At 59.6% G+C, this 18420-nt stretch carries 18 protein-coding genes; 8 read left to right on the top strand and 10 right to left on the bottom strand.

All coding sequences use genetic code 11. From position 1 onward, the window contains the following. Window positions 1–38: 38 nt before the first annotated feature. Window positions 39–719, bottom strand: a complete 681-nt coding sequence (locus tag ACELLULO517_RS14175) for a hypothetical protein (protein WP_227308059.1) — start codon at window positions 717–719, stop codon at window positions 39–41. A gap of 214 nt (window positions 720–933) precedes the next feature. Between ACELLULO517_RS14175 and ACELLULO517_RS14170 the strand changes: the two genes are divergently transcribed. From ACELLULO517_RS14170 to ACELLULO517_RS14145, 6 genes are all read left to right on the top strand, one after another. Next, a complete protein-coding gene (locus ACELLULO517_RS14170) occupies window positions 934–1380 on the top strand; it encodes a transcriptional regulator GutM (protein WP_227308058.1) in 447 nt (148 codons plus the stop codon). Between the two features lie 56 nt (window positions 1381–1436). Then, the gene (srlA, locus tag ACELLULO517_RS14165) at window positions 1437–2204 is read left to right on the top strand and encodes a PTS glucitol/sorbitol transporter subunit IIC (protein WP_227308057.1); all 768 of its coding nucleotides are present in this window, start codon (window positions 1437–1439) and stop codon (window positions 2202–2204) included. 21 nt (window positions 2205–2225) lie between these two features. Then, window positions 2226–3218 (top strand): PTS glucitol/sorbitol transporter subunit IIB, encoded by a 993-nt coding sequence (gene srlE / locus ACELLULO517_RS14160; RefSeq protein WP_227308056.1) that lies wholly within the window; start codon window positions 2226–2228, stop codon window positions 3216–3218. Window positions 3219–3230: 12 nt separating this feature from the next. Beyond that, window positions 3231–3611 (top strand): PTS glucitol/sorbitol transporter subunit IIA, encoded by a 381-nt coding sequence (locus ACELLULO517_RS14155; RefSeq protein ID WP_227308055.1) that lies wholly within the window; start codon window positions 3231–3233, stop codon window positions 3609–3611. Window positions 3612–3621: 10 nt separating this feature from the next. Next, on the top strand, window positions 3622–5559 hold the full coding sequence (ptsP, locus tag ACELLULO517_RS14150; RefSeq protein ID WP_227308054.1) for a phosphoenolpyruvate--protein phosphotransferase: 1938 nt from the start codon (window positions 3622–3624) through the stop codon (window positions 5557–5559). A 156-nt stretch (window positions 5560–5715) separates the two neighbouring features. After that, window positions 5716–6510 (top strand): hypothetical protein, encoded by a 795-nt coding sequence (locus tag ACELLULO517_RS14145; protein WP_227308053.1) that lies wholly within the window; start codon window positions 5716–5718, stop codon window positions 6508–6510. A 60-nt stretch (window positions 6511–6570) separates the two neighbouring features. Here the strand turns inward: ACELLULO517_RS14145 and ACELLULO517_RS14140 are convergent, their stop codons facing one another. The 3 genes from ACELLULO517_RS14140 to ACELLULO517_RS14130 form a co-directional block, all read right to left on the bottom strand. Then, window positions 6571–7332 carry an ATP-binding cassette domain-containing protein gene (locus ACELLULO517_RS14140; protein ID WP_227308052.1) on the bottom strand — a complete coding sequence of 254 codons (762 nt, stop codon included), beginning with the start codon at window positions 7330–7332 and terminating at the stop codon, window positions 6571–6573. Window positions 7333–7335: 3 nt separating this feature from the next. Continuing rightward, entirely contained in the window at window positions 7336–8319 is a 984-nt protein-coding gene (locus ACELLULO517_RS14135; RefSeq protein WP_227308051.1) for an ABC transporter permease, read from the bottom strand. A gap of 103 nt (window positions 8320–8422) precedes the next feature. Next, window positions 8423–9352: a substrate-binding domain-containing protein gene (locus ACELLULO517_RS14130; RefSeq protein WP_227308050.1), complete on the bottom strand. Its 930-nt coding sequence runs from the start codon at window positions 9350–9352 to the stop codon at window positions 8423–8425. 518 nt (window positions 9353–9870) lie between these two features. Between ACELLULO517_RS14130 and ACELLULO517_RS14125 the strand changes: the two genes are divergently transcribed. Beyond that, a complete protein-coding gene (locus ACELLULO517_RS14125; protein WP_227308049.1) occupies window positions 9871–10110 on the top strand; it encodes a hypothetical protein in 240 nt (79 codons plus the stop codon). A 91-nt stretch (window positions 10111–10201) separates the two neighbouring features. Here ACELLULO517_RS14125 and ACELLULO517_RS14120 read toward each other — a convergent pair whose 3' ends face one another. The 5 genes from ACELLULO517_RS14120 to ACELLULO517_RS14100 form a co-directional block, all read right to left on the bottom strand. Beyond that, window positions 10202–11113, bottom strand: a complete 912-nt coding sequence (locus ACELLULO517_RS14120) for an ROK family protein (protein ID WP_227308048.1) — start codon at window positions 11111–11113, stop codon at window positions 10202–10204. Between the two features lie 5 nt (window positions 11114–11118). Continuing rightward, on the bottom strand, window positions 11119–12159 hold the full coding sequence (locus ACELLULO517_RS14115) for an SIS domain-containing protein (RefSeq protein ID WP_227308047.1): 1041 nt from the start codon (window positions 12157–12159) through the stop codon (window positions 11119–11121). Window positions 12160–12197: 38 nt separating this feature from the next. Next, window positions 12198–13727, bottom strand: a complete 1530-nt coding sequence (locus ACELLULO517_RS14110; RefSeq protein WP_227308046.1) for a GMC family oxidoreductase — start codon at window positions 13725–13727, stop codon at window positions 12198–12200. Between the two features lie 14 nt (window positions 13728–13741). Then, window positions 13742–14503 carry a DeoR/GlpR family DNA-binding transcription regulator gene (locus ACELLULO517_RS14105; RefSeq protein ID WP_227308045.1) on the bottom strand — a complete coding sequence of 254 codons (762 nt, stop codon included), beginning with the start codon at window positions 14501–14503 and terminating at the stop codon, window positions 13742–13744. A 77-nt stretch (window positions 14504–14580) separates the two neighbouring features. Next, window positions 14581–16029, bottom strand: coding sequence for an APC family permease (locus tag ACELLULO517_RS14100; RefSeq protein WP_227308044.1), 1449 nt, complete (start codon window positions 16027–16029; stop codon window positions 14581–14583). Between the two features lie 373 nt (window positions 16030–16402). Between ACELLULO517_RS14100 and ACELLULO517_RS14095 the strand changes: the two genes are divergently transcribed. Then, window positions 16403–16969 carry a GNAT family N-acetyltransferase gene (locus tag ACELLULO517_RS14095; RefSeq protein WP_227308043.1) on the top strand — a complete coding sequence of 189 codons (567 nt, stop codon included), beginning with the start codon at window positions 16403–16405 and terminating at the stop codon, window positions 16967–16969. A gap of 48 nt (window positions 16970–17017) precedes the next feature. On the opposite strand, the gene ACELLULO517_RS14090 is transcribed toward ACELLULO517_RS14095, so the two are convergent. After that, window positions 17018–18385 (bottom strand): NAD-dependent succinate-semialdehyde dehydrogenase, encoded by a 1368-nt coding sequence (locus ACELLULO517_RS14090; RefSeq protein ID WP_227308042.1) that lies wholly within the window; start codon window positions 18383–18385, stop codon window positions 17018–17020. Window positions 18386–18420: the final 35 nt, after the last annotated feature.

The raw sequence follows: 18420 nt of genomic DNA, 5'->3' as shown, positions 1-18420 counted from the left end.
GCTGGCCGAGTTTATGTACTTTTGTCTCTCGGTCAAGATTAATGTTCTTTTTTATGGTCCTTCTCGACGAGCGCGGAAGGCCCCTGCTTATCCATCACGGGTCTGGGCTTGGCCCGCATGGCCGGACGATGGGCGGCGATGGCCGGCGCGGCCCAGTTAGGCTCAGCACCGACGAAGAGATCGAAAAATCCGATCGCATTCCAACGATCTTCCCGCACATTTTCCCGAAATGACCACCAATTGCGCAAGTCCCCCGCGATTTCCGACACCGGCAGCGCCTGTTTTTCGTCCTGCTCGATCACGGTCTGCAGAACGCTGATGCAATAGGTGGTGTACAGAAATCCCTCCGGCCAAAAGGCGATGATCTTCTGCACCTCGTCATCGGGCGCTTCCGTCAAACTGGATTGCGATTTCTGCTGCACGGAGACCGGCTGAGCCTCGACCAGATGAGCCAGCAGGGTTCCGGCGGTAAACACCATGAAGTCACGCCGGTTCACGCTGGCAAGATTGCGTTGCCGGTTAAAATCCTCCCCCCAGCGGAGAAAGGCGTCCGTCAATTTCAGACGGTCGATGGTGACCGACAGACCGAGTCTTGCTGCCAGCGCGTCCATATGACCGCAGAAATGCTCGTCAAAAAAATGCAGCCGGCGCAGGCGATGGGCCAGATCCGGCTCATGCATGAACTCCTTGGAGAATTCCTTGGCCATTGCGCTTCCCATTCTCGCGTCTTTTCCCACGCCTTAACCCGGCGATCGCCCCTTGGCGAGGTCTGCCCGCAACATTTTACCTCAAGGGGATCAGAACATATTGACTTTCCCTCAGTCAATTGTACTGTTCTCGTTACCTGAAGGAATAATGCTCGCAACGAACGGGCCCCTGCGGATCGGCATGCTGAACCCATTCCGGTCAACTGGGCAAGAAGGAACAGGGCGGATGGCATTTTGGGCAAAGGGACTGATAGCCCTTGCAATATTCTGGGCGCTCCAGGTTGTGGGAACATGGGTGCAAATGCGCCACTACCGAACAATCATGCGCGATATCGGGGAAAAATGGCCCGACGGCAGCCTGGGCGCTTCCGCCGTCCGCGGTTATCTTGGCAAAGGGGTCATAGCGATTGTCGTCGCATCCCCGGATGAGATTATCCGCGACGTTCACGTCATGGAGGGTCGAAGCGTTTTTGCAAAATTCAAAAGCTATCCGGATTTCTGCGGCTCATCGCTGAGCACGCTGGAAACCTTGACCAGCGAACAACTAAAGCGGGCGCGGTTCAAGGCGATTGCGGGCGCAATCGCGCAGATCCGACGCGCCACCCGCAATGCGGAGGCGAGTGGAAACGCACTGGTAAAACCGATGACGCCAACGGTGACCAGCCCGGCATGATTGCTGGACAAAACAATAAAAAGAAACATTGATCAGGGCAGTCCAGGAAACAAAAAATGTCAATAATGGCAGTTCACGACAGTCTTTTGCTCGCGCACCCGGCAGTCCATCAGCTCCATACCGTCGCGCATTGGGTTCTTCGCGCCCCGGCTGCCGGCGGGCATACCGGTTTTATTCTCGCGGCAGATGCGAATACAGTGGCGCCCAGCGGTCCCGTCTCCGCGCAGACCTATGCCGAGCGGGTGCAGGCATTGCCGACCAATCAGGGCGCGCATCTCGGTTGGCTGACCGCGATCGGAACCGGCTTCATCGGTGTTTTCCAGAAAGGCGGATCAGTTTTCGAAGGATTCGTCACCGGCATCATCCCGACCTTGGTCGTGCTGATGACCGCCTTCTACGCGGTCACGGAATTCGTCGGCGAGCAGAGGGTCCATGGCATCGCAAGATTCGCCGGCAAGATCGCCCTGACGCGCTACACGGTCCTTCCCATCCTGGCCGTGTTCTTTCTGACAAATCCGATGGCCTATACGTTCGGAACGTTTTTGGACGAGAAGTATAAGCCTGCCTTCTATGACAGCGCCGTATCCTTCGTGCATCCGGCGCTCGGATTGTTTCCTCACTGCAACCCGGGCGAGTATTTCGTCTGGGGCGGCGTCCTTGTGGCGCTGCTGCAGTTGGAAAAGGAAGGTAAAGTCCCCCCCAATTTCCATGTGACTGTGGCGATCTATTACTTCGGCGTCGGCGTCGTCGTCATCCTGCTCAAGGGCATCATGACGGAATGGGTGACGCGTGTCATGGCCCGCCGCCAAGGCGTCGTGCTCTAGGCCCCAGAGAAAGAAAAGAACATGGACAAGGTCTATAAAGCCGTCCGGGTCGAGCGCGGCAATACGGGTTGGGGTGGCCCGCTCATCATCCAGCCCACCAGCCAACGCGACAAGATCGTGGCTGTCACCGGCGGCGGGATTCCGGCCGTTGCGCGCCGCTTGGCGGAAATGACGGGCGGCATTGCGGTCGATGGCTTTCGCGCGCCGCCTGTCGAAGGCGAGATCGCGGCCGTCGTCGTCGATTGCGGTGGCACCGCACGCTGCGGCGTCTATCCGCGCAAACGTATCCCGACCATCAATCTGACGCCGGTCGGGCAGTCCGGACCTCTGGCGCAATTCATAACCGAGGATATTTACGTCTCGGGCGTCAAAGAGGCCAATCTGAGCTTTGCCGATGGCTCCGCCATTGCCGCCGCCGCGACGGCGGCCGCACCGGTCGAGGCAGCCGCCCCCGCCCCGATGCCAGAAGACCAAGGCGGCAACGCCCTGATCAATATGATCACGGTCATCGGACGCGTGATGGGCCGCATCGTCAATATCTTCTTCAATGCGGGGCGGCGAACGATCGATCAGGTCATTCGTAACGTGCTGCCCTTCATGGCCTTCGTGACGATGCTGATCGGCCTTATTCTTTATACCGGGATCGGTAATCTTCTCGCGGCACCGATGGGCCCGCTTGCCAATACCATCCTCGGCCTGCTGGTTCTATCGGCCATCTGCGGCCTGCCCTTCCTCTCGCCGATCCTCGGGCCAGGCGCCGTCATTGCCCAGGTTATCGGCGTCGCGATCATCGGGCCGCAGATTGCGAACGGTACTGTGGCGCCCGCCATGGCTCTGCCGGCCCTGTTTGCCTATAATACCCAGGTCGGCTGCGACTTCGTGCCGGTCGGCCTCGCTCTGGGCGAAGCGAAACCCAAGACAATCGAAATCGGTGTGCCTGCTGTTCTGATCAGCCGGCAGGTGATGGGCCCGGTCTCGGTGCTGATCGCCTGGCTTGCCAGCCTCACTCTCTAAAAGGCAAAGACAATGTCCATCATCTTCCGCAGCACAATCACGAGTGTCGGACCTGAAGTACTTGAGCTTTTGGAGGGCGGCATTCTGATCCTGTTCGCCGAAGGCGCCCCGCCGGAACTCGCTGAAGTCTCCGTGCTGCACAGGATCGTCGAACAGCCCTCACCCGACGCACCGGTTCCGGGGGCAGAATTCAAGATCGGCGATCTCTCTGCCATCCTGACCGGTATCGGTGATCACGCCTGGGCGAAAGTGCGCGACATCGGCCATGTCGTCGTGAATTTCAATGGCGAGGATGTCCCTGAGCGGCCGGGCGAACTCTGTGCCTCCGAAGTCAATCTCGCAGCGCTGGCGGAACTCCTGCAGGCCGGCCGCGAGATCACCATCCAAAACTGAGGACGGCAGCATGTATCTGGAGCAGAGGGTTGTGGTGAATGTGCCGGAAGGGCTGCATGCCCGTCCGGCCAGCCAATTCGTCCGGCTGGCGCGCGGTTTCGAAGCTTCGATCCAGATCGAGCGGCAGGGGAAACGCGCTGACGCCAAAAGCTCCGTGCGTCTGATGCTGCTCGGCGTCAAGGAACGGGATGAGATTACGCTTCATGCCGACGGAGACGACGCAACGGAAGCGTTGCAATGCCTGTCGGCCTTCGTTTCTGACACTTCGCCGGCGGCAGCACCATCGGCGCTTCCGCCGGCCGCCGACCCGTCCTCGCCTGCCCTTACCGCCCTGGGGGAATATAGCGGGACGCCGGCAAGTGACGGCATCGCGCTTGGCGCTGCCTTTCACTTCTTCCCTGCCGATATCTCAGCGCCGGCGCTGGTATCCGGCGGCATCGACTATGCGGCGGAACTTCAGCGCTATGAAGCCGCCGTGCAGGTGACGGTCGATCGCTTATCGGCCAAAAGGCAGCGGTCCGACAGCGAGGCCGAGGCGATCGTTCAGGCACTGATCGACGTGGCAGCGGACCCTGCGTTCCACGAAGAGATCGCACAGCATCTTCAGGGCGGGATGGACGCCGTCAATGCAACGATGCGCGCAGGACGCGATATCGCAGAGCGTTTCGAGGTCGCTGCCGACCCCTATCTTCGCGCTCGCGCCGAAGACATTCGCAGTGTCGCGCGCAATGTAGCGCTCGCGCTGCAAGGTCAGACAGAGCCATTACTGGCCGATATTCCTCCAGGCTCCGTTATCCTTGCCGATGAACTTGGCGCCTGGGAGTTGAGCACGATCGATCTCTCGCATATCGCGGGCCTGGTCTTTCGGGCGGGCACGCCGCTGTCCCATGCCGCCATCATTGCGCGCAGCCATGGCATCCCCGCTGTCATCGGTTGCAATGCCTCTGTCGAGGCACTCAAGGCAGCCCGCCGGGTCGGGCTGGACGGCAAGACCGGGACAGTTGTGCTCGACCCCACCGACGCGGTCGCGGCACCCTTGCTGGCCCATCTGAGCCGCGATCTTGCGGAAAAGGCAGCGCTCGCTGCCTACCGTCTGGTCGCACCCAAGACAAAGGATGGTCGCCCTGTTCTGGTTGCCGCCAATATCGGCGGCGAACGCGATATCGGCCCGGCGTTACAGGCAGGGGCACAGGGCGTCGGGCTATTCCGCACGGAATTCCTGTTCATGGAGGCGCGGCATTTGCCGAGCGAGGACGATCAGGAAGCGGTTTACCGTCGGGTGCTGCAAGCCTTCGCGCCGCATCACGTCGTTGTCCGCACGCTCGACATCGGCGGCGACAAGCCGGTCGCCGGGATTGAGTTTCCAAAGGAGGAGAATCCGTTTCTCGGCTGGCGTGGTGTCCGCATGTGCCTGGACCGGCCGGACGTCTTCAAACCTCAGATCCGCGCCTTGCTGAGGGCCGCGACGCAAGGCTCCCTCAAAGTCATGATCCCGATGATCGCCGATATCGGCGAATTGCGCGCTGTTCAGGCGATTGTCAGAGATTGCGCGGCCGAACTGGCCGCCGAGGGCAAGCCCCACGGCAAATTCGATCTCGGCATCATGATCGAGACACCGGCGGCTGCCTGGATGGCCGATGAGCTGGCGCAAGAAGCCGCCTTCTTTTCCATCGGCACGAATGACCTCACGCAATATATTATGGCGGCCGATAGGACGAACCCTAAAGTGGCATCGTTGAACCGTGCCGACCATCCCGCCGTTTTGCGCGCCATTGCCCATATCTGCGCGGCCGCCAAGACGGCCGGCATACCGGTTGCCATATGCGGGGAGGCTGCCGCCAATCTCGACCTTACCAAGACCTTTATCGATCTGGGCCTGGACGAGTTGAGCATGAGCCCCGCCGCGATCCTCAGGGCCAAGAAGCACATCACGGAGATCGGCCTCTAGCACCAAGGCTGAGCCAATCGGGCGGCTGGGTTAAGAGTTTGTAAGGTGCTAGCCCAGTGGCTTCGGGCGCCCTAGATTGTCCAATAGACGGGAAAAGAGGCGCTCCGGGGCTCCATGGGATCAGATCGGGAGAAGATGCTTAATCGAGGGCCCAGGATGTCACCGCTCAGGGAGGAGCTGTCCATCATTCTCAAAGACGGCTTGCGCGGTGCGCGTTACATGCTGCGCCGCGGGGTCCGCTTTGGCATGGAACCGAACAGGCTATCCTCGGCTGTCCCGCAGCTGGCCCGGCTTGCCGGCTCGGTCGCGACGGCGACTGAGAAAGCCGCGTCTTTTCTCTCGCATGACAGCGTTCCGATCACGTCGGAGCGCTTCTCCCAAAGCATTAGTGATGTCTTGACAACAAAATCCCGTGCTGAGGCGCGGGCCATTTTTGTCGAGAATATCTATCGGCTGTCGGAACAGGTTCTGGTTCGTCTTGACGTCGAAAACGCGTTCATATCATCCGTCGAAATCTCGCTCGCGTTTTCCCTCCTGTGGTCGGACCATCGCGAGGCGCAGCGTGCGACCCGGCAGAAGCCCCTGTTCACACGCCTGAGCCTGACGCGGTTTTGGGTCTTCACTCTGGTCCATCTCAATCGACGCTCCCCCATTCGTGAAATCGATGCGCCCGCGCTGGAGCCATCGGCAAAACGCGAATATCTGGAAACGAATGCCGAAGCTTATTGTCTGCTGATTGTAACCCTTGCCGCCGCGACGATAACCGCCCGCTATCTCGCGGCGGACGGCCAGTTCTCGGAAGGGTCTTCTGCCGAACTCGATCATTCCATCGATAGCGCTATCGCGGTCATCACGGCGAGGTTCAAGACATTCTCTACTCATCTCGATCAGCCGAACGCCATTGATCTGCTTTGCATCGACTTCGAGACGGTTCTTCCCTTCCTGCCCTGACGCATCGTCGTCCAGGACTGATCCTGTATCCGCCTTCGACGTGCACGGATGCCTGCCGGATCAACCCTCCTCCTCCTCGGACATGCCGGTAATCACGCGCTCCACCGCGTCCACGCTGGTATGGCGAGGATCGATATCATCGGCCACAACCTGGCCACGCCGCATGACGACGATCCTGTCCACGACTTGAAAGACGTGATGTATATTATGCGCGATGAAGATGCAGGAATGGCCGGAATCGCGGGCGCTGCGAATGAAGCTTAGAACGCCCTTGGTTTCCGCGACGCCAAGATTATTCGTGGGTTCGTCCAGGATGATGAGGTCGCTTTCGAAATACATCGCCCTTGCGATGGCAACCGACTGACGCTCTCCCCCCGACAGGGACCCGATCGGCGTGTTGGGCGGAATATCCTTGCTGATCCCCACTCGTTTCAAAAGATCGCGCGCCACCCTTTCCATCTTGGCATGATCCATCTGATTTAAGAAGCGCGGACGGCGCAGCGGCTCTCGTCCCAGAAACAGGTTGCGCACAATCGAAAGCTGCGTCACCAGCGCGGAATCCTGATAGATCGTCTCGATCCCATGGGCGATCGCGTCACTGGTGCTTTTGAACGAGACTTTACGGCCGCGAACAAAAATTTCTCCGCTCGTCAAGGGAACCGCGCCGGACAATACCTTGATGAGGGTCGATTTTCCCGCGCCGTTATCGCCGAGCAGACCGATAATTTCGCTTTCGCCGACGGTCAGATTGGCCTCGGCCAGGGCCTTGACCTGTCCATAGGATTTGCTCACCCGCTCCATACGGATCAAGGGTTCACTCATATCTCACGCTCCCGCATTGTGGCGGCGTTCCAGGCCCGAATGCAGAGCCATCATGCCGAGGATGATCGCACCGATGAAAATGTTATAGGCGAGTCCAGGCACCCCGACGAAGACAATGCCATTGCGCATGATGCGTAGGATAAGCACACCTAAGACCGTTCCGACGATCGTACCCCGGCCGCCGGTCAGCGCGGTGCCACCGATGACGACCATGGCGATGACTTCAAGCTCGTATCCGGTGCCGCTGTCAGGATTTGCCGCAGAGGTGCGGATCGAGCTGATAGTTCCCGCAAGAGCAGACATGACAGAGCAAAGAACAAACAGGCCGGCTTTGGTGCGATTGACATTCACGCCGCGCGCCCGCGCCGCATTCGGGTTTCCGCCCGAGGCCTGAATCCAGTTTCCGATCTTGGTGCGTGTCAGCACATAGCCAAGCACGATCGCCGAACCCAGAAACCAGAAAATGGACGCATAGACCCTGAAGTCGCCGATATAGAACTCACCGGCCAGGATTCGCGGCAGCCAGGCGCCGCTGGCACTCCATGTGCGCTGCGGAAAGCCATTGGTCATGAACAGCGCCAGGCCGCGCACGACCAGCAACATGCCGAGGGTCACGAGGAAGGATGGAATCTTCAAGCGTGTTACGAACCAGCCGTTGATGAGGCCAATCAAGGCCGCGATCAGAATTGCGACAAAGAACGCCACAACCAGTGACGTCGCACCACTATTGGCCAGCGTCCACATCAGGACAGGGGAAAAACCGAAGACCGAACCCACGGAGAGATCGAACTCGCCGGACGTCATCAACAATGTCATCGCCAGGGCGATCAGCCCGAGCTCCACCGTGAAGGCGAGCGTATTGCTGATATTGAGAATCGAAATAAAATCGCTATTTAGCGATGCGAATACTGCGATTTCGACAATAAGCAGGATCAGCGGACCCAGTTCGGCCTTGGCCAGAAGACCCTGAAGGAAGCGATTTTTCATCAAGTTCCGTCATCCTCTATCTTGAACAGAACGGCGCTGCGATAGGTCGCGGCGTTCCTGAGGGAGCGCGCCGATGCGCCAATCTCGCTTCGGCGCGCCAATCTCATTTTGTAGAGAGTAACTTCGCGTAGTACCCGGCTTTCGTTTTATCGTAGAGGGCACCGGTTATGACGTTGAAGCCCGGGCGGACGCCCCCGGCTGCCATCGCCGCGAGGGAGAGCGCGACATAGCTCGTCGCCTGAGGGTCCTGCCATTGCGCCGCGACGACATAGCCGTCCAGCACTTCCTGAGTGGTGTCGAGAGTATTACCCCAGCCGATCACCGGTATGGAACCCGGCTTGATGCCGACCTGATCGAAGACGCGTTTGATGCTGCCGGTGACGAGATCGCCCAGTCCCATGATGGCGTTGATCTTCCTGTGATTGGCCGTCAAATAGTCCGACATACGGCTGATGGCGTCGGCCTGATCCAACGTCGCGTCCGTTATTTCCCATTTAATGCCAAGCGGCTTGAAGACGGTGGAGGCACCTTGTGCTTCCTGAACCCCATAGGTCGCACCCGGCACTTCAACCGGCATCCAGACGAAGTCACCAGCTTTGACAAGATGATGGTCGACCAGATACTGCGCCCAATTTTGACCAAACACCACATTATCGCCACCGACATAGGCGAGAAAGGGCGCTGTCGGATCGCGCATATTGAAGTTGATCATTGGAATATTGGCGGCCTTGGCTTCTTTGGCGATCTCGACCAGACTGCCCGGATCAGGGCTCGTGGTAGCGATTCCGTCAGCCTTCGCCGCAATGGCGGCCCGTTCCGCCTCCTGCTGGGAGGGAACATCGCCGCTGTAGAAGGATGTCTTCACCGTATTGCCGGTGTCCTTAGCCCATTGCTCGGCGCCCGCCAGGAAATAGGTCCAGACCGGATCAGCGGGCGAGCCGCTTGACATCCAATAATAGGTTTTGGCCTGGGATACGGATGGTACGGCCAGTGCAATACCAACGCAGCCGAAGAGAGCGAGCTTTTTAAGCATTCTTATTGCTTCCTTTTATTTTTATTGCTCGTCATTTCAGTCTTATTGAGCTTTGCCAAAAAAGCAAAACTTTTGCCACCAGACTTAGCCTATTTGTACTGACTAGCCATTAAGCGCTATCGGTCATTCCTCGGTCCGTTATTGCCGTTCTTGCTGGAAGACAAGCTTAGCCCCAGCATAAAGACATAGGCTGCACTGGCTCGCAAGCAGGTTGATCGGTCTAAATTTTTTGCATGAGCGAAGCAGTGAAACCGATTTTGTAACCAATTTCAAACATTGAACAACATTGATCGGATCTGTGATCCTCACAGTATCAGGGGTGAACAACTGTCGCCAATGACGAGGTTTGGTTGAAACACGGCCTGACGTGGTGGAAGTGCAGTCTCGTTGTTCAGCCGATCGAAACGACACGAGCGAAAAAGGGGTTGGTAAGCTCTGGTACGGCAATGGCCAGGAGTTGGCTGCAACCGCTTTTAAGATTACGGGCGGCGCGCGACAGCGCGTAACGCAAGATCGCAATGGCTGTCTCGACACGCTGGCGCAGTGCCGGGCTGACCGGCCATGGCAATAACGGCGTCTATGTGCCGCTCAATAATGCGACCGGCAGCGTGTGGGAGCAGCTCAAGACAATCGACAAGATCAATAACGAGCTCGCCTGCGATCTCAGCCGATTGATCATTCTTCATGACGTCAATCGCTGGGAAGGTCTGCCGATCGTCAAGGACGTCGAGGGATTTCTCATCGTCCAGGCAGCCTGATAAAGTTAGCGCAGGGCAGTCCGCAAGCATGACGGGTTAATTTGGAGCGATCCCTCATCAGGTGGAACCATCTGATGAGGAGACATGCGGATTAAGGGTGATCGAGATAGCGCTCGACCATGAAGGCTGCACCGATCGCCCCTGCCTCATCACCTAAAGTCGCCGGCAATAGTTCAACGCACGCAGCCAATTTGTTCGCGATCGTCAGTTGCGCCATGATCCCCGGTCGGAAAAGCTCAAAATATGGGGCGACGCTGCCGCCGATGATCGTCCTTTCCGGCATATAGAGGGCGTGATGGACTGAAAGACCCCGGCCTACCAGCCGCCCGTAATCCATGAAAATCTGACCGATCGCCGGTTTGTCGCTCTGCGACGTGGCTTCCGCAATCAGGTGAAGATCCGCGACACCGGGAAGATGCGGCCTTAACCTATCTTGCAGCGCCGCCCGCGACGCTAATTGCTCCCAACAGCCGAAGGCCCCGCAATAGCAAGGCTGGGCTGAGTCGAGGATGGGTATATGGCCGGCTTCCGGGTGCAGACCTCCTGGCCCCCGAAACGGCGAGCCGTCGACGACAAAGGCGACGCCAATGCCGGTACCGAGCGTGATCATCAGCATACGGCGCGCCGATTTGCCGGCGCCCATGCGTTGCTCACCAATGGCAGCGACCACCGCGTCATTATCCAGCACGACGGGAACGCCGAGGCCTCGTGCCAATCCAGCCCCGATAGGGAAGCCGGAGAAGCCAGGGAGCGTGTCGGGATTGTGGATGACGCCCTGCACGCAATCCACCGGCCCACTGGCACCAAGTCCGACGCCCGCAAGCTCGGCCCCCGATGGAACGATCGCCCGAATTGTCCTGGCAAGATTGGCAATGCGCGTCGCCTCCGACCCTTCGGCCAGTTGACGCGTAAGCGTCTTGGTCGCCGCCAGCAGCTGCCCATCACCGTAAATGACGAAGCGGCAGCCGGTTCCGCCAAGGTCGACACCTGCCACGACTTGCATCGTCGTCAAACCTGCGAGGTAATTTTTTGTCCATAGAGAAATTTCCCCGGCACCAGGCCAGATCCTCTTGCGAGACCCAGGCTGAGTTGCTGGACAAACACCATGGCATGGGCAAGGCGCTCCAACATATTGGCATTCGGCAGTGGCACGTGTTCAGTGCCGGGATATGCATCAGGGGCCAAGGACAAGACCAGGCTGCCCGTCCCCACCAGATCTCTCGCCAGTTGGGTCAAGGTCACGTCCTCCGGCTTGCCACTGCCGAACAACAGAACGGTGGCACCCGCACCGACGATTTCCATGGGGCCATGACGAAATTCACCGCCGATATAGCCCTCGGCTGCCACTTTCGACGCTTCCTTGAGGATCAAGGCGCCGGTCATCGCCGTCGCCGCGTCCTCCCCCGCGCCCACCAAGGCCAGGCGCGGCCGAGGTCCTGCCAGAATGCGCGCCGCCAAGCCGTCGGCCAAGGCGGTGGTTGCGGTCAACCGCGCGCTGAGGCTGGCGGCGACCCGCCCGATATCGTCTGTGGTCTTGCCATCGTCTTCTCCGCTGATGGCCGCGCCGACACGGTAGAAACTGGCCAAGGTATTGAGGTAGCTTTTGCTGCTGACGGTTGCTTCACTGCCGCTTTGCAATGGCAGGACAAGATCGGCTCCGACCGCGAGCGGGCTGGACGGGTCGTTGGTCGTCGCCACGATCGTCACAGCATCCCGAGCGGAAAGCTGCTCGACGAGTGCCACAACCTCACCGCTGCGCCCCGATTGCGATGTCATCCACAGCAATGTTCGTGGTGCGATCAGCTGCGGCATTTCCAGCAGGCGCCCGGTTTGGATACGCCAGACCGGCAGACCAAGACGGGCAAGCATGAGCTCGAAAGGAATAGTCGCATAATGCGACGAACCCATTCCCGTCAGAATGATCCGATCGAAGCGCGCCATATCAAGGGCAGCGATCGCAGGAGGGAGAGCTTGCGCAGCATGCGCGTCCAGGGCCGCCGGCTGGTCGAGCATGTCCTGCTCATAGCCGTTTTGTGTCAGATTATTCATCGAACTCTCTCTTTCGAGGGTAAATGCATGACGCACCATCATATGGCGCTGCGCGTCGCCAAATCACTGGGCGTTATAGTCAGCATCTTCGCCACGATGCGGGCGGCAATCGCAGCCGTGGGAAGATTGATATTGCCGCGCGTTATGCTCGGCATGACAGAAGCATCTGCCACATACAGGCCGCTGACGCCATGCACCTGCCCGTCCGCGCCGACAACGGCGTCCGGATCGGTCGGCGGACCCATTTTGCAAGTACCCGCCGGATGGCAGTAATTGACGATGCTGCCAGCGAAATCGGAAAAGTCCCGCGGCACGGGTTTGCCCAGAACCTTGGCGAATTCCGCTTCCTCGGATATTTCCGTCAATAGCGCCTTGGCCTGACGCAGCACGGCCAGATCATGCCCTTCTGGATCGGTCCCGTAACGCGGATCGACAGCAACGACCGAATGCGGCGATGCATCTTTAAGCGTCACGCGGCCCTGGGACTTCGCGCGCATGGCACCACCATAGATCGAGATCGGTGGCAGACCGGGATGGCCGCTATTGGCACCGGCCACAAGGAAGGCGTGGATATCATAGGGTCCGCTATCGCAGCGGTCGGATTTGGCGCGGCCCACGGTCTGCTCATCGACGTGGCGACTATTCGTCCGAACCGATTCCAGGAACGCGGGACTTCCCTCAAAATCCAGTTGAATGCAAGGATGATCGAGAAGATTCTCGCCCACCCCCCGAAGAGCGACGGCGACCGCGATCTGATGCTTCATCAATTCCGCTTCCGGCCCTATGCCAGATCGCAGCAGAACCGCTGGGCTGCCATAGGCGCCTCCCGCCAGAATCACGCGCTGGCATTGAATGTAATGGCTTTCGCCTTGTCGGTGGATATGCAGGCCACGCACAACCCCTTGCTCCACCACCACGCGATCGACCAGAACATCCCCCATCACGGTGAAATTCGGTTTTTGCCTGACGGGGTCGACGAAAGCGAAGGCGCTGTTCCACCGCGTGCCATCCACAATATTCGCGGTCATCGGCCCTATGCCGATACCCGCCTCCAATTGATCGAGATCATCCGCGAAGGGCAAGCCTGCGGCTTGGCCTGCCCGCATGAAGGCGGCCTGCGCCATGGTGAGTTCACCGACTGTCAAAGTCTGGACCCGGAAGCGCTTGCGCATCAAATCCAGCAAAGGGGCCATCGCAATCGCGCCCCAACCGTCATTCCCGTCCTCTACCCATTGGTCGTAGTCCGCGCGGGCACCGACCGATGCGGTGCAGCCGTTATGCGCCGAACAGCCACCCATCACCCGCGCCCGCGGAAAATCGATTATCCGGTCCGGGTAAACCGCGCCGCTATTGAGACCCCAATCATGGGACAAGGGAATGGCCCGCGCATCCAAAAGGTCCTTCGGCCATCGGCCGGCTTGAAAAGCGCCGTAATCGGGGCCGGCTTCCAGAAGCAGGACCGATTCAGATCCGTGTGCGGCAAGAAGGCCAGCGCAAGTCGCGCCACCGGTGCCTCCGCCAATAACGACGGTATGTATGTCAGATGGTATTGTCTGGACGGAAGCCATGGAGACCCCTAGCGCTAAGCGACGATGACCTCGACGCCTGCTTGTCTAAAATGATTGAGAACGTCATCGGGCGCCGTGGAATCCGTGATGAGGATGTCCAGATCGTCGATGGCGCAGATTTTAACGAAGGCGGTTTTGCCGATTTTGGAACCGTCCGCGACGGCGATGCGACGCCGCGCGCTGGCGCAAGCCGCGCGCTTGATGCCGGCATCATCCAGATTGTATTCGGTGAGGCCGGATTGCGGGTCGATACCCCCGACAGTCAAAAACAAAGTATCAAACGACAATTCCCTGAATGTCTGCTCGGCCAAAGTGCCGATGAAGGAGCGCTCGCCCGGGCGAGCAACCCCGCCGCTGAGCATCGTCGTGATTCCGGTTTCATCCACCAGCACATCGGCGATATGCAGGCTCAATGCCAGAATGCGGAGGTTTTTCCGACCGCGCAGCGCGCGGGCGATTTCCAGCGTCGTCGTTCCTGCATCGAGAATCACCGTTTCTCCATCACGCAACAATCCCGCCGCCAATTGCCCGATACGCTGCTTAGCCTCGATATTGCGGCCGATCCGGACCGCGAAAGGCGGCTCGTAGCTGCGGCTGTCGGAGGGGACTGCACCGCCATGAACCCGCGACAGCACGCCCGTCTGCTCCAGGACCTCGAAATCCCGCCTGATCGTCATTTCCGAAACCTCCAGCCGATTGGCCAGATCGGACACCATCAGGCGTCCTTCGGTCTCCAGAAGCTCAAGAATCCGGGCATGTCGTTTATGGGCGCTCAAGGTATTGGATCCTGCTCAATGTCATGGCGGCCGGAGGGGCGAGGCTATCAGCACGCCTTCCCCTCCCCTTACCGCGTCTAAACTGCGCTTGCCCCTTTAGCGTCAAGCTCGACCACCGCCTTGGACAAGGTTCGCCAGCCCTGTTTGCCGCTGCGCCGCAGTTTCAGAAGAACGGCAAAGCCGAGGAGAAGAAGGATTGCAGCCACCAGGGGGGCGTAGGAGACAGGCGGCGCCGGCAGAGGCACCAGCGAATAATAGGCGACGACCAAGAGTGCGACCGTGGAAATAATCGGAAAGATGAGATGGATGATCGGATTGAAATCCTGCCGACGCACGGTCAGAAAGAAGCGGACCACACCGATATTGCCCAAGGTGTAAACCACGACATAGACGAGGGTACCGACGGTTCCCAGCAGATAGAAGATATTATCCGGCCCGACCAGCCAGCCTCCGCCAAGTCCGACCAGCAGGGCCAGCGCTGCCTGGGCAAAAACCGCATGGGCAGGGGTGCGGTGTTCCGGGTGAATGAAGGCGACCCATTGCGGCAGCGCCTCCGCCCGGGCCATTGCGTACCAGTTCCGGGTTGAATCGACGGTGCAGGCGATGCAGACGGCGATGCCGGAATTCAGCAAAGCGAGCAGTACCAAGACCCAGCCGGCGCCCCAAACCCGATGGGCGAGAACGAAGGCAGGATTTTCCGTGGAACTCGCGAGGCTTGACAGGTGCTGCGTGCCCCATCCGATCTGAAGACCCCAGGAACAGAATACGTAATACACGCCAAGCAGGATCAGAGACCCCAGGATGGCGCGGGGAATTGTTTTACGCGGGTTGCGGGCCTCCTCGGCGACAGCCGCCGCACCTTCCCATCCCGTAAAGGCAAAGATCGATAGCACCACGGCGATGTAAAACCCGTGCGTGCTGGTGCTGCTGGCCGGGTTAAAGCCTGCGACCGAGATGCCGCCTGGGCCGGGCGCGGCGATACCGGTGATCGCCAAAGCCAGGACAATGATCATTTCTGCGATGGAGAAAATCGTCAGCATCTTGCCGGAGACCGCGATCCCACGGAAGCCGATATAGGCAACGAACAGCAAAATGGCGATGACGAAGATCGGCCAGGGAATATTGATGCCATATTGCTGCTTCAACTCGCCCTGAAGCAAAAAGGCCGTATAGGATGCCAAAGCACCGGGTATAGCGGCCACAAACCACGAATAGATCCACCCGACCATGAAGCCCGAGCTTGGGCCGACGGTCGCGCTGACATAGGTGTAGAACCCGCCGGCGGACGGGAAGAACTTCGCCAATTGGCTGAGCGATGTCGCGACGACCATCGCGATGACGAATGCCAGCAGATAGGTGGAGGGGGCGCCCAGGCCCGCCTGCTGGGTATTGAAACCAATCGTCGTCAGGACGCCGACGGCCGGTGCTATTTGCGCGACGCTCTGCATGACGAGCGTGGTTAGGCCGACGGAATTGCCGGCAAGCCCTGGACGGTCGTAAACTTTGCCAGGTTGATCGATGATCATGGTCGCTTTCCAGTGCGTTGGAGGGAGAGCACGTCCATTCAAATGTCCGAACGCACAATTGAATTGTTGTTTTCTATCCGTCAACAGAAATTTTCTGCCGTCTCATCCATCGCAGCGCCCTCAGAAATGTATTTCCCTTACGATTTATGCCCAAATTATCGGCTTATTATAGAGATAAAGGTTGAAATCATTGAGATGGTAAGGTCGCCAGCCTTATTTTTATACAAAGAATCAAACATAATAAATGTTCGAATATGCTGCATGCTTGTGCGAATAGGCCCGGCGCCTCGTCACAAATCTCATATCCGGTGGCAGCGCAAAGTCTTAAGAAGGATAAAGACCGCAACTCATCCGCCAATCGACATAGGTTGCCATGCCTGATCCTGCGCCAAACGCGATCCGCCGTCTTGTCTCCTTAGACGTCGCGTGTTTCAGGGAGCTTCGCCTAGAAGGACTCAAGACTTGCCCCCAGGCCTTTGGCGCCATGTGGGAAGATGAGCGTGCAAAACCAACAGAGTGGTTTGTCGAACGCCTTGAGCGCAACATCATCTTCGGCGCATTGGATGCTTGGCAGAATTTGGTTGGAATGGCTGCCCTCTTTCCCTCGGACGCCCCCAAGACAAGGCATAAGGGCATTGTCTGGGGCGTCTTCGTGTCCCCGCGCGCGCGTCGGGCGGGTCTCGCGGCCAAGCTTTTGGACGCGGTGCTCACCGACGCCGCGCAGGTCGTCGAGGAGGCAAGGCTGACCGTTGGCACGTCAAACGCTGGTGCCATCGGTCTTTATCGGCGCGCAGGTTTTACCCAATACGGCCAGGAGCCCCGCGCGGTGCAGCTGGACGGGGTGTATTACGACGAATATCTCATGGGATTGCGCTTGACGGATTATAATCGCCCGTCCGGCCGTCGAGCCCTCTCAGATCCTATGCCGGGCGCGACATAAGGAGACCTGTCGCGCCCACCAGCCCGTGACGCGAAATCGCTGACCGGGTCAGGCCTCGACGCCACCCCAGACCAGTTTTGCGTTGCTGAGCTCGCGTGCCCCTAACTCGCCGAGCTCGCGGCCGAAACCGGAAGCCTTGACGCCGCCGAAGGGCGCGCGCGGATCGGACCGAACGAAATCATTGATGAAGACGGCGCCGGCCTCCAGCTGTGCGGCGACGTTGCGGGCCCGGTCCAGATCACGGCTCCACACCGCCGCCCCCAGGCCAAATTCGCTCGCATTGGCAAGACGGATCGCGTCGTCTTCCGTCTTGAACGAGAAGATCATCGCGACAGGGCCAAAGAATTCCTCCGCCGCAATCGGGGCGGTGAAGGGCAGATCCACCAAAACCGTCGGCGGATAGAAATTGCCTGCGCCGGCTGTCGGCTCACCGCCGGTCAATACCCGCGCGCCGGCCTCCACCGCCGCCTGCACCTGACGATGGACATTGTCGCGCAGATCCGCCCGCGCCAATGGCCCGAGCTTGATCCCCTCGACCATGGGATCGCCCATCGGCAGGGCCGCCGCCTGTTCCACGAAAGCCTTGGTGAAGGCTTCCATCAAAGGCTCCGCGACCAGGAACCGTTTGGCCGCGATGCAGCTCTGCGCGTTGTTGGAGAAGCGGGAGACCACACCAAGCTGCACCGCCTTGGCAAGATCGGCATCCTCCAACACGACGAAGGGGTCCGAGCCACCGAGTTCCAGCACCACCTTCTTGCCATGCCGACCGGCCTCGGCCGCGACCGCCCGTCCCGCCGCGACGCTGCCGGTCACGGTCACCGCGCGGATGCGCGGGTCCGCGATCACGGCCGCTGCCGCATCCCTTTGGATGGCGAGATTGACGTAAAGCCCTTCCGGTCCCCCGGCATCGCGTATCAGCTGCTCCAAAGCCTCGGCCGAGCCCTGCACGGTCTCCGCGTGTTTGACCAGAACGGTATTGCCGATCAGCGCGGCCGGGATGAAAAAGCGCAGCACCTGCCAGAAGGGCAGATTCCAGGGCATGATGCCGAAAATGGGTCCGATCGACTGGTAATGGATCTGCGCGGGTGTGCCCGCAATCGCCTCGGGCTTGAGGTAGTCATCGGCCGCAGCGGCGAAATGCCGCGCGCCGGACGCGGCCTTCTTTACCTCGCCGATCGCCTCGGGCAGAGGCTTGCCCATTTCCAGCGTAATTAGCCGACCGTAGTCAACGGCCCGCTCCTCCAGCAGATCGGCCAGACGCAGCAGAAAGGCGCAACGATCGGCGACGGGCTTGCGCGACCACGTCTGCCAACCCTCCCAGACGGATTGCAGCCGCCGTTCGGTCTCCGCCTTGTCATGCTCGGGATAATTGCCCAGCAGCTCGCCATTGGCCGGATTATGTGACTGGAAGCTCATCGTCTCATCCTTCCCTTCGCGTCTTTGCGCGATTG

This window comes from Acidisoma cellulosilyticum (genome assembly GCF_020621385.1).
In the GTDB taxonomy this organism is placed as follows: Bacteria; Pseudomonadota; Alphaproteobacteria; order Acetobacterales; family Acetobacteraceae; genus Acidisoma; species Acidisoma cellulosilyticum.
The sequence above is the reverse complement of the archived record's forward strand: the minus strand, read 5'-3'. Positions and strand labels throughout refer to the sequence as shown.

Excerpts from the sequence above, each read along its gene's own strand:
- ACELLULO517_RS14175 (WP_227308059.1), bottom strand. The coding sequence starts at position 719 with ATGGGAAGCGCAATGGCCAAGGAATTCTCCAAGGAGTTCATGCATGAG.
- ACELLULO517_RS14170 (WP_227308058.1), top strand. The coding sequence starts at position 934 with ATGGCATTTTGGGCAAAGGGACTGATAGCCCTTGCAATATTCTGGGCG.
- srlA (WP_227308057.1), top strand. The coding sequence starts at position 1,437 with ATGTCAATAATGGCAGTTCACGACAGTCTTTTGCTCGCGCACCCGGCA.
- srlE (WP_227308056.1), top strand. The coding sequence starts at position 2,226 with ATGGACAAGGTCTATAAAGCCGTCCGGGTCGAGCGCGGCAATACGGGT.
- ACELLULO517_RS14155 (WP_227308055.1), top strand. The coding sequence starts at position 3,231 with ATGTCCATCATCTTCCGCAGCACAATCACGAGTGTCGGACCTGAAGTA.
- ptsP (WP_227308054.1), top strand. The coding sequence starts at position 3,622 with ATGTATCTGGAGCAGAGGGTTGTGGTGAATGTGCCGGAAGGGCTGCAT.
- ACELLULO517_RS14145 (WP_227308053.1), top strand. The coding sequence starts at position 5,716 with ATGTCACCGCTCAGGGAGGAGCTGTCCATCATTCTCAAAGACGGCTTG.
- ACELLULO517_RS14140 (WP_227308052.1), bottom strand. The coding sequence starts at position 7,332 with ATGAGTGAACCCTTGATCCGTATGGAGCGGGTGAGCAAATCCTATGGA.
- ACELLULO517_RS14135 (WP_227308051.1), bottom strand. The coding sequence starts at position 8,319 with ATGAAAAATCGCTTCCTTCAGGGTCTTCTGGCCAAGGCCGAACTGGGT.
- ACELLULO517_RS14130 (WP_227308050.1), bottom strand. The coding sequence starts at position 9,352 with ATGCTTAAAAAGCTCGCTCTCTTCGGCTGCGTTGGTATTGCACTGGCC.
- ACELLULO517_RS14125 (WP_227308049.1), top strand. The coding sequence starts at position 9,871 with ATGGCTGTCTCGACACGCTGGCGCAGTGCCGGGCTGACCGGCCATGGC.
- ACELLULO517_RS14120 (WP_227308048.1), bottom strand. The coding sequence starts at position 11,113 with ATGCAAGTCGTGGCAGGTGTCGACCTTGGCGGAACCGGCTGCCGCTTC.
- ACELLULO517_RS14115 (WP_227308047.1), bottom strand. The coding sequence starts at position 12,159 with ATGAATAATCTGACACAAAACGGCTATGAGCAGGACATGCTCGACCAG.
- ACELLULO517_RS14110 (WP_227308046.1), bottom strand. The coding sequence starts at position 13,727 with ATGGCTTCCGTCCAGACAATACCATCTGACATACATACCGTCGTTATT.
- ACELLULO517_RS14100 (WP_227308044.1), bottom strand. The coding sequence starts at position 16,029 with ATGATCATCGATCAACCTGGCAAAGTTTACGACCGTCCAGGGCTTGCC.
- ACELLULO517_RS14095 (WP_227308043.1), top strand. The coding sequence starts at position 16,403 with ATGCCTGATCCTGCGCCAAACGCGATCCGCCGTCTTGTCTCCTTAGAC.
- ACELLULO517_RS14090 (WP_227308042.1), bottom strand. The coding sequence starts at position 18,385 with ATGAGCTTCCAGTCACATAATCCGGCCAATGGCGAGCTGCTGGGCAAT.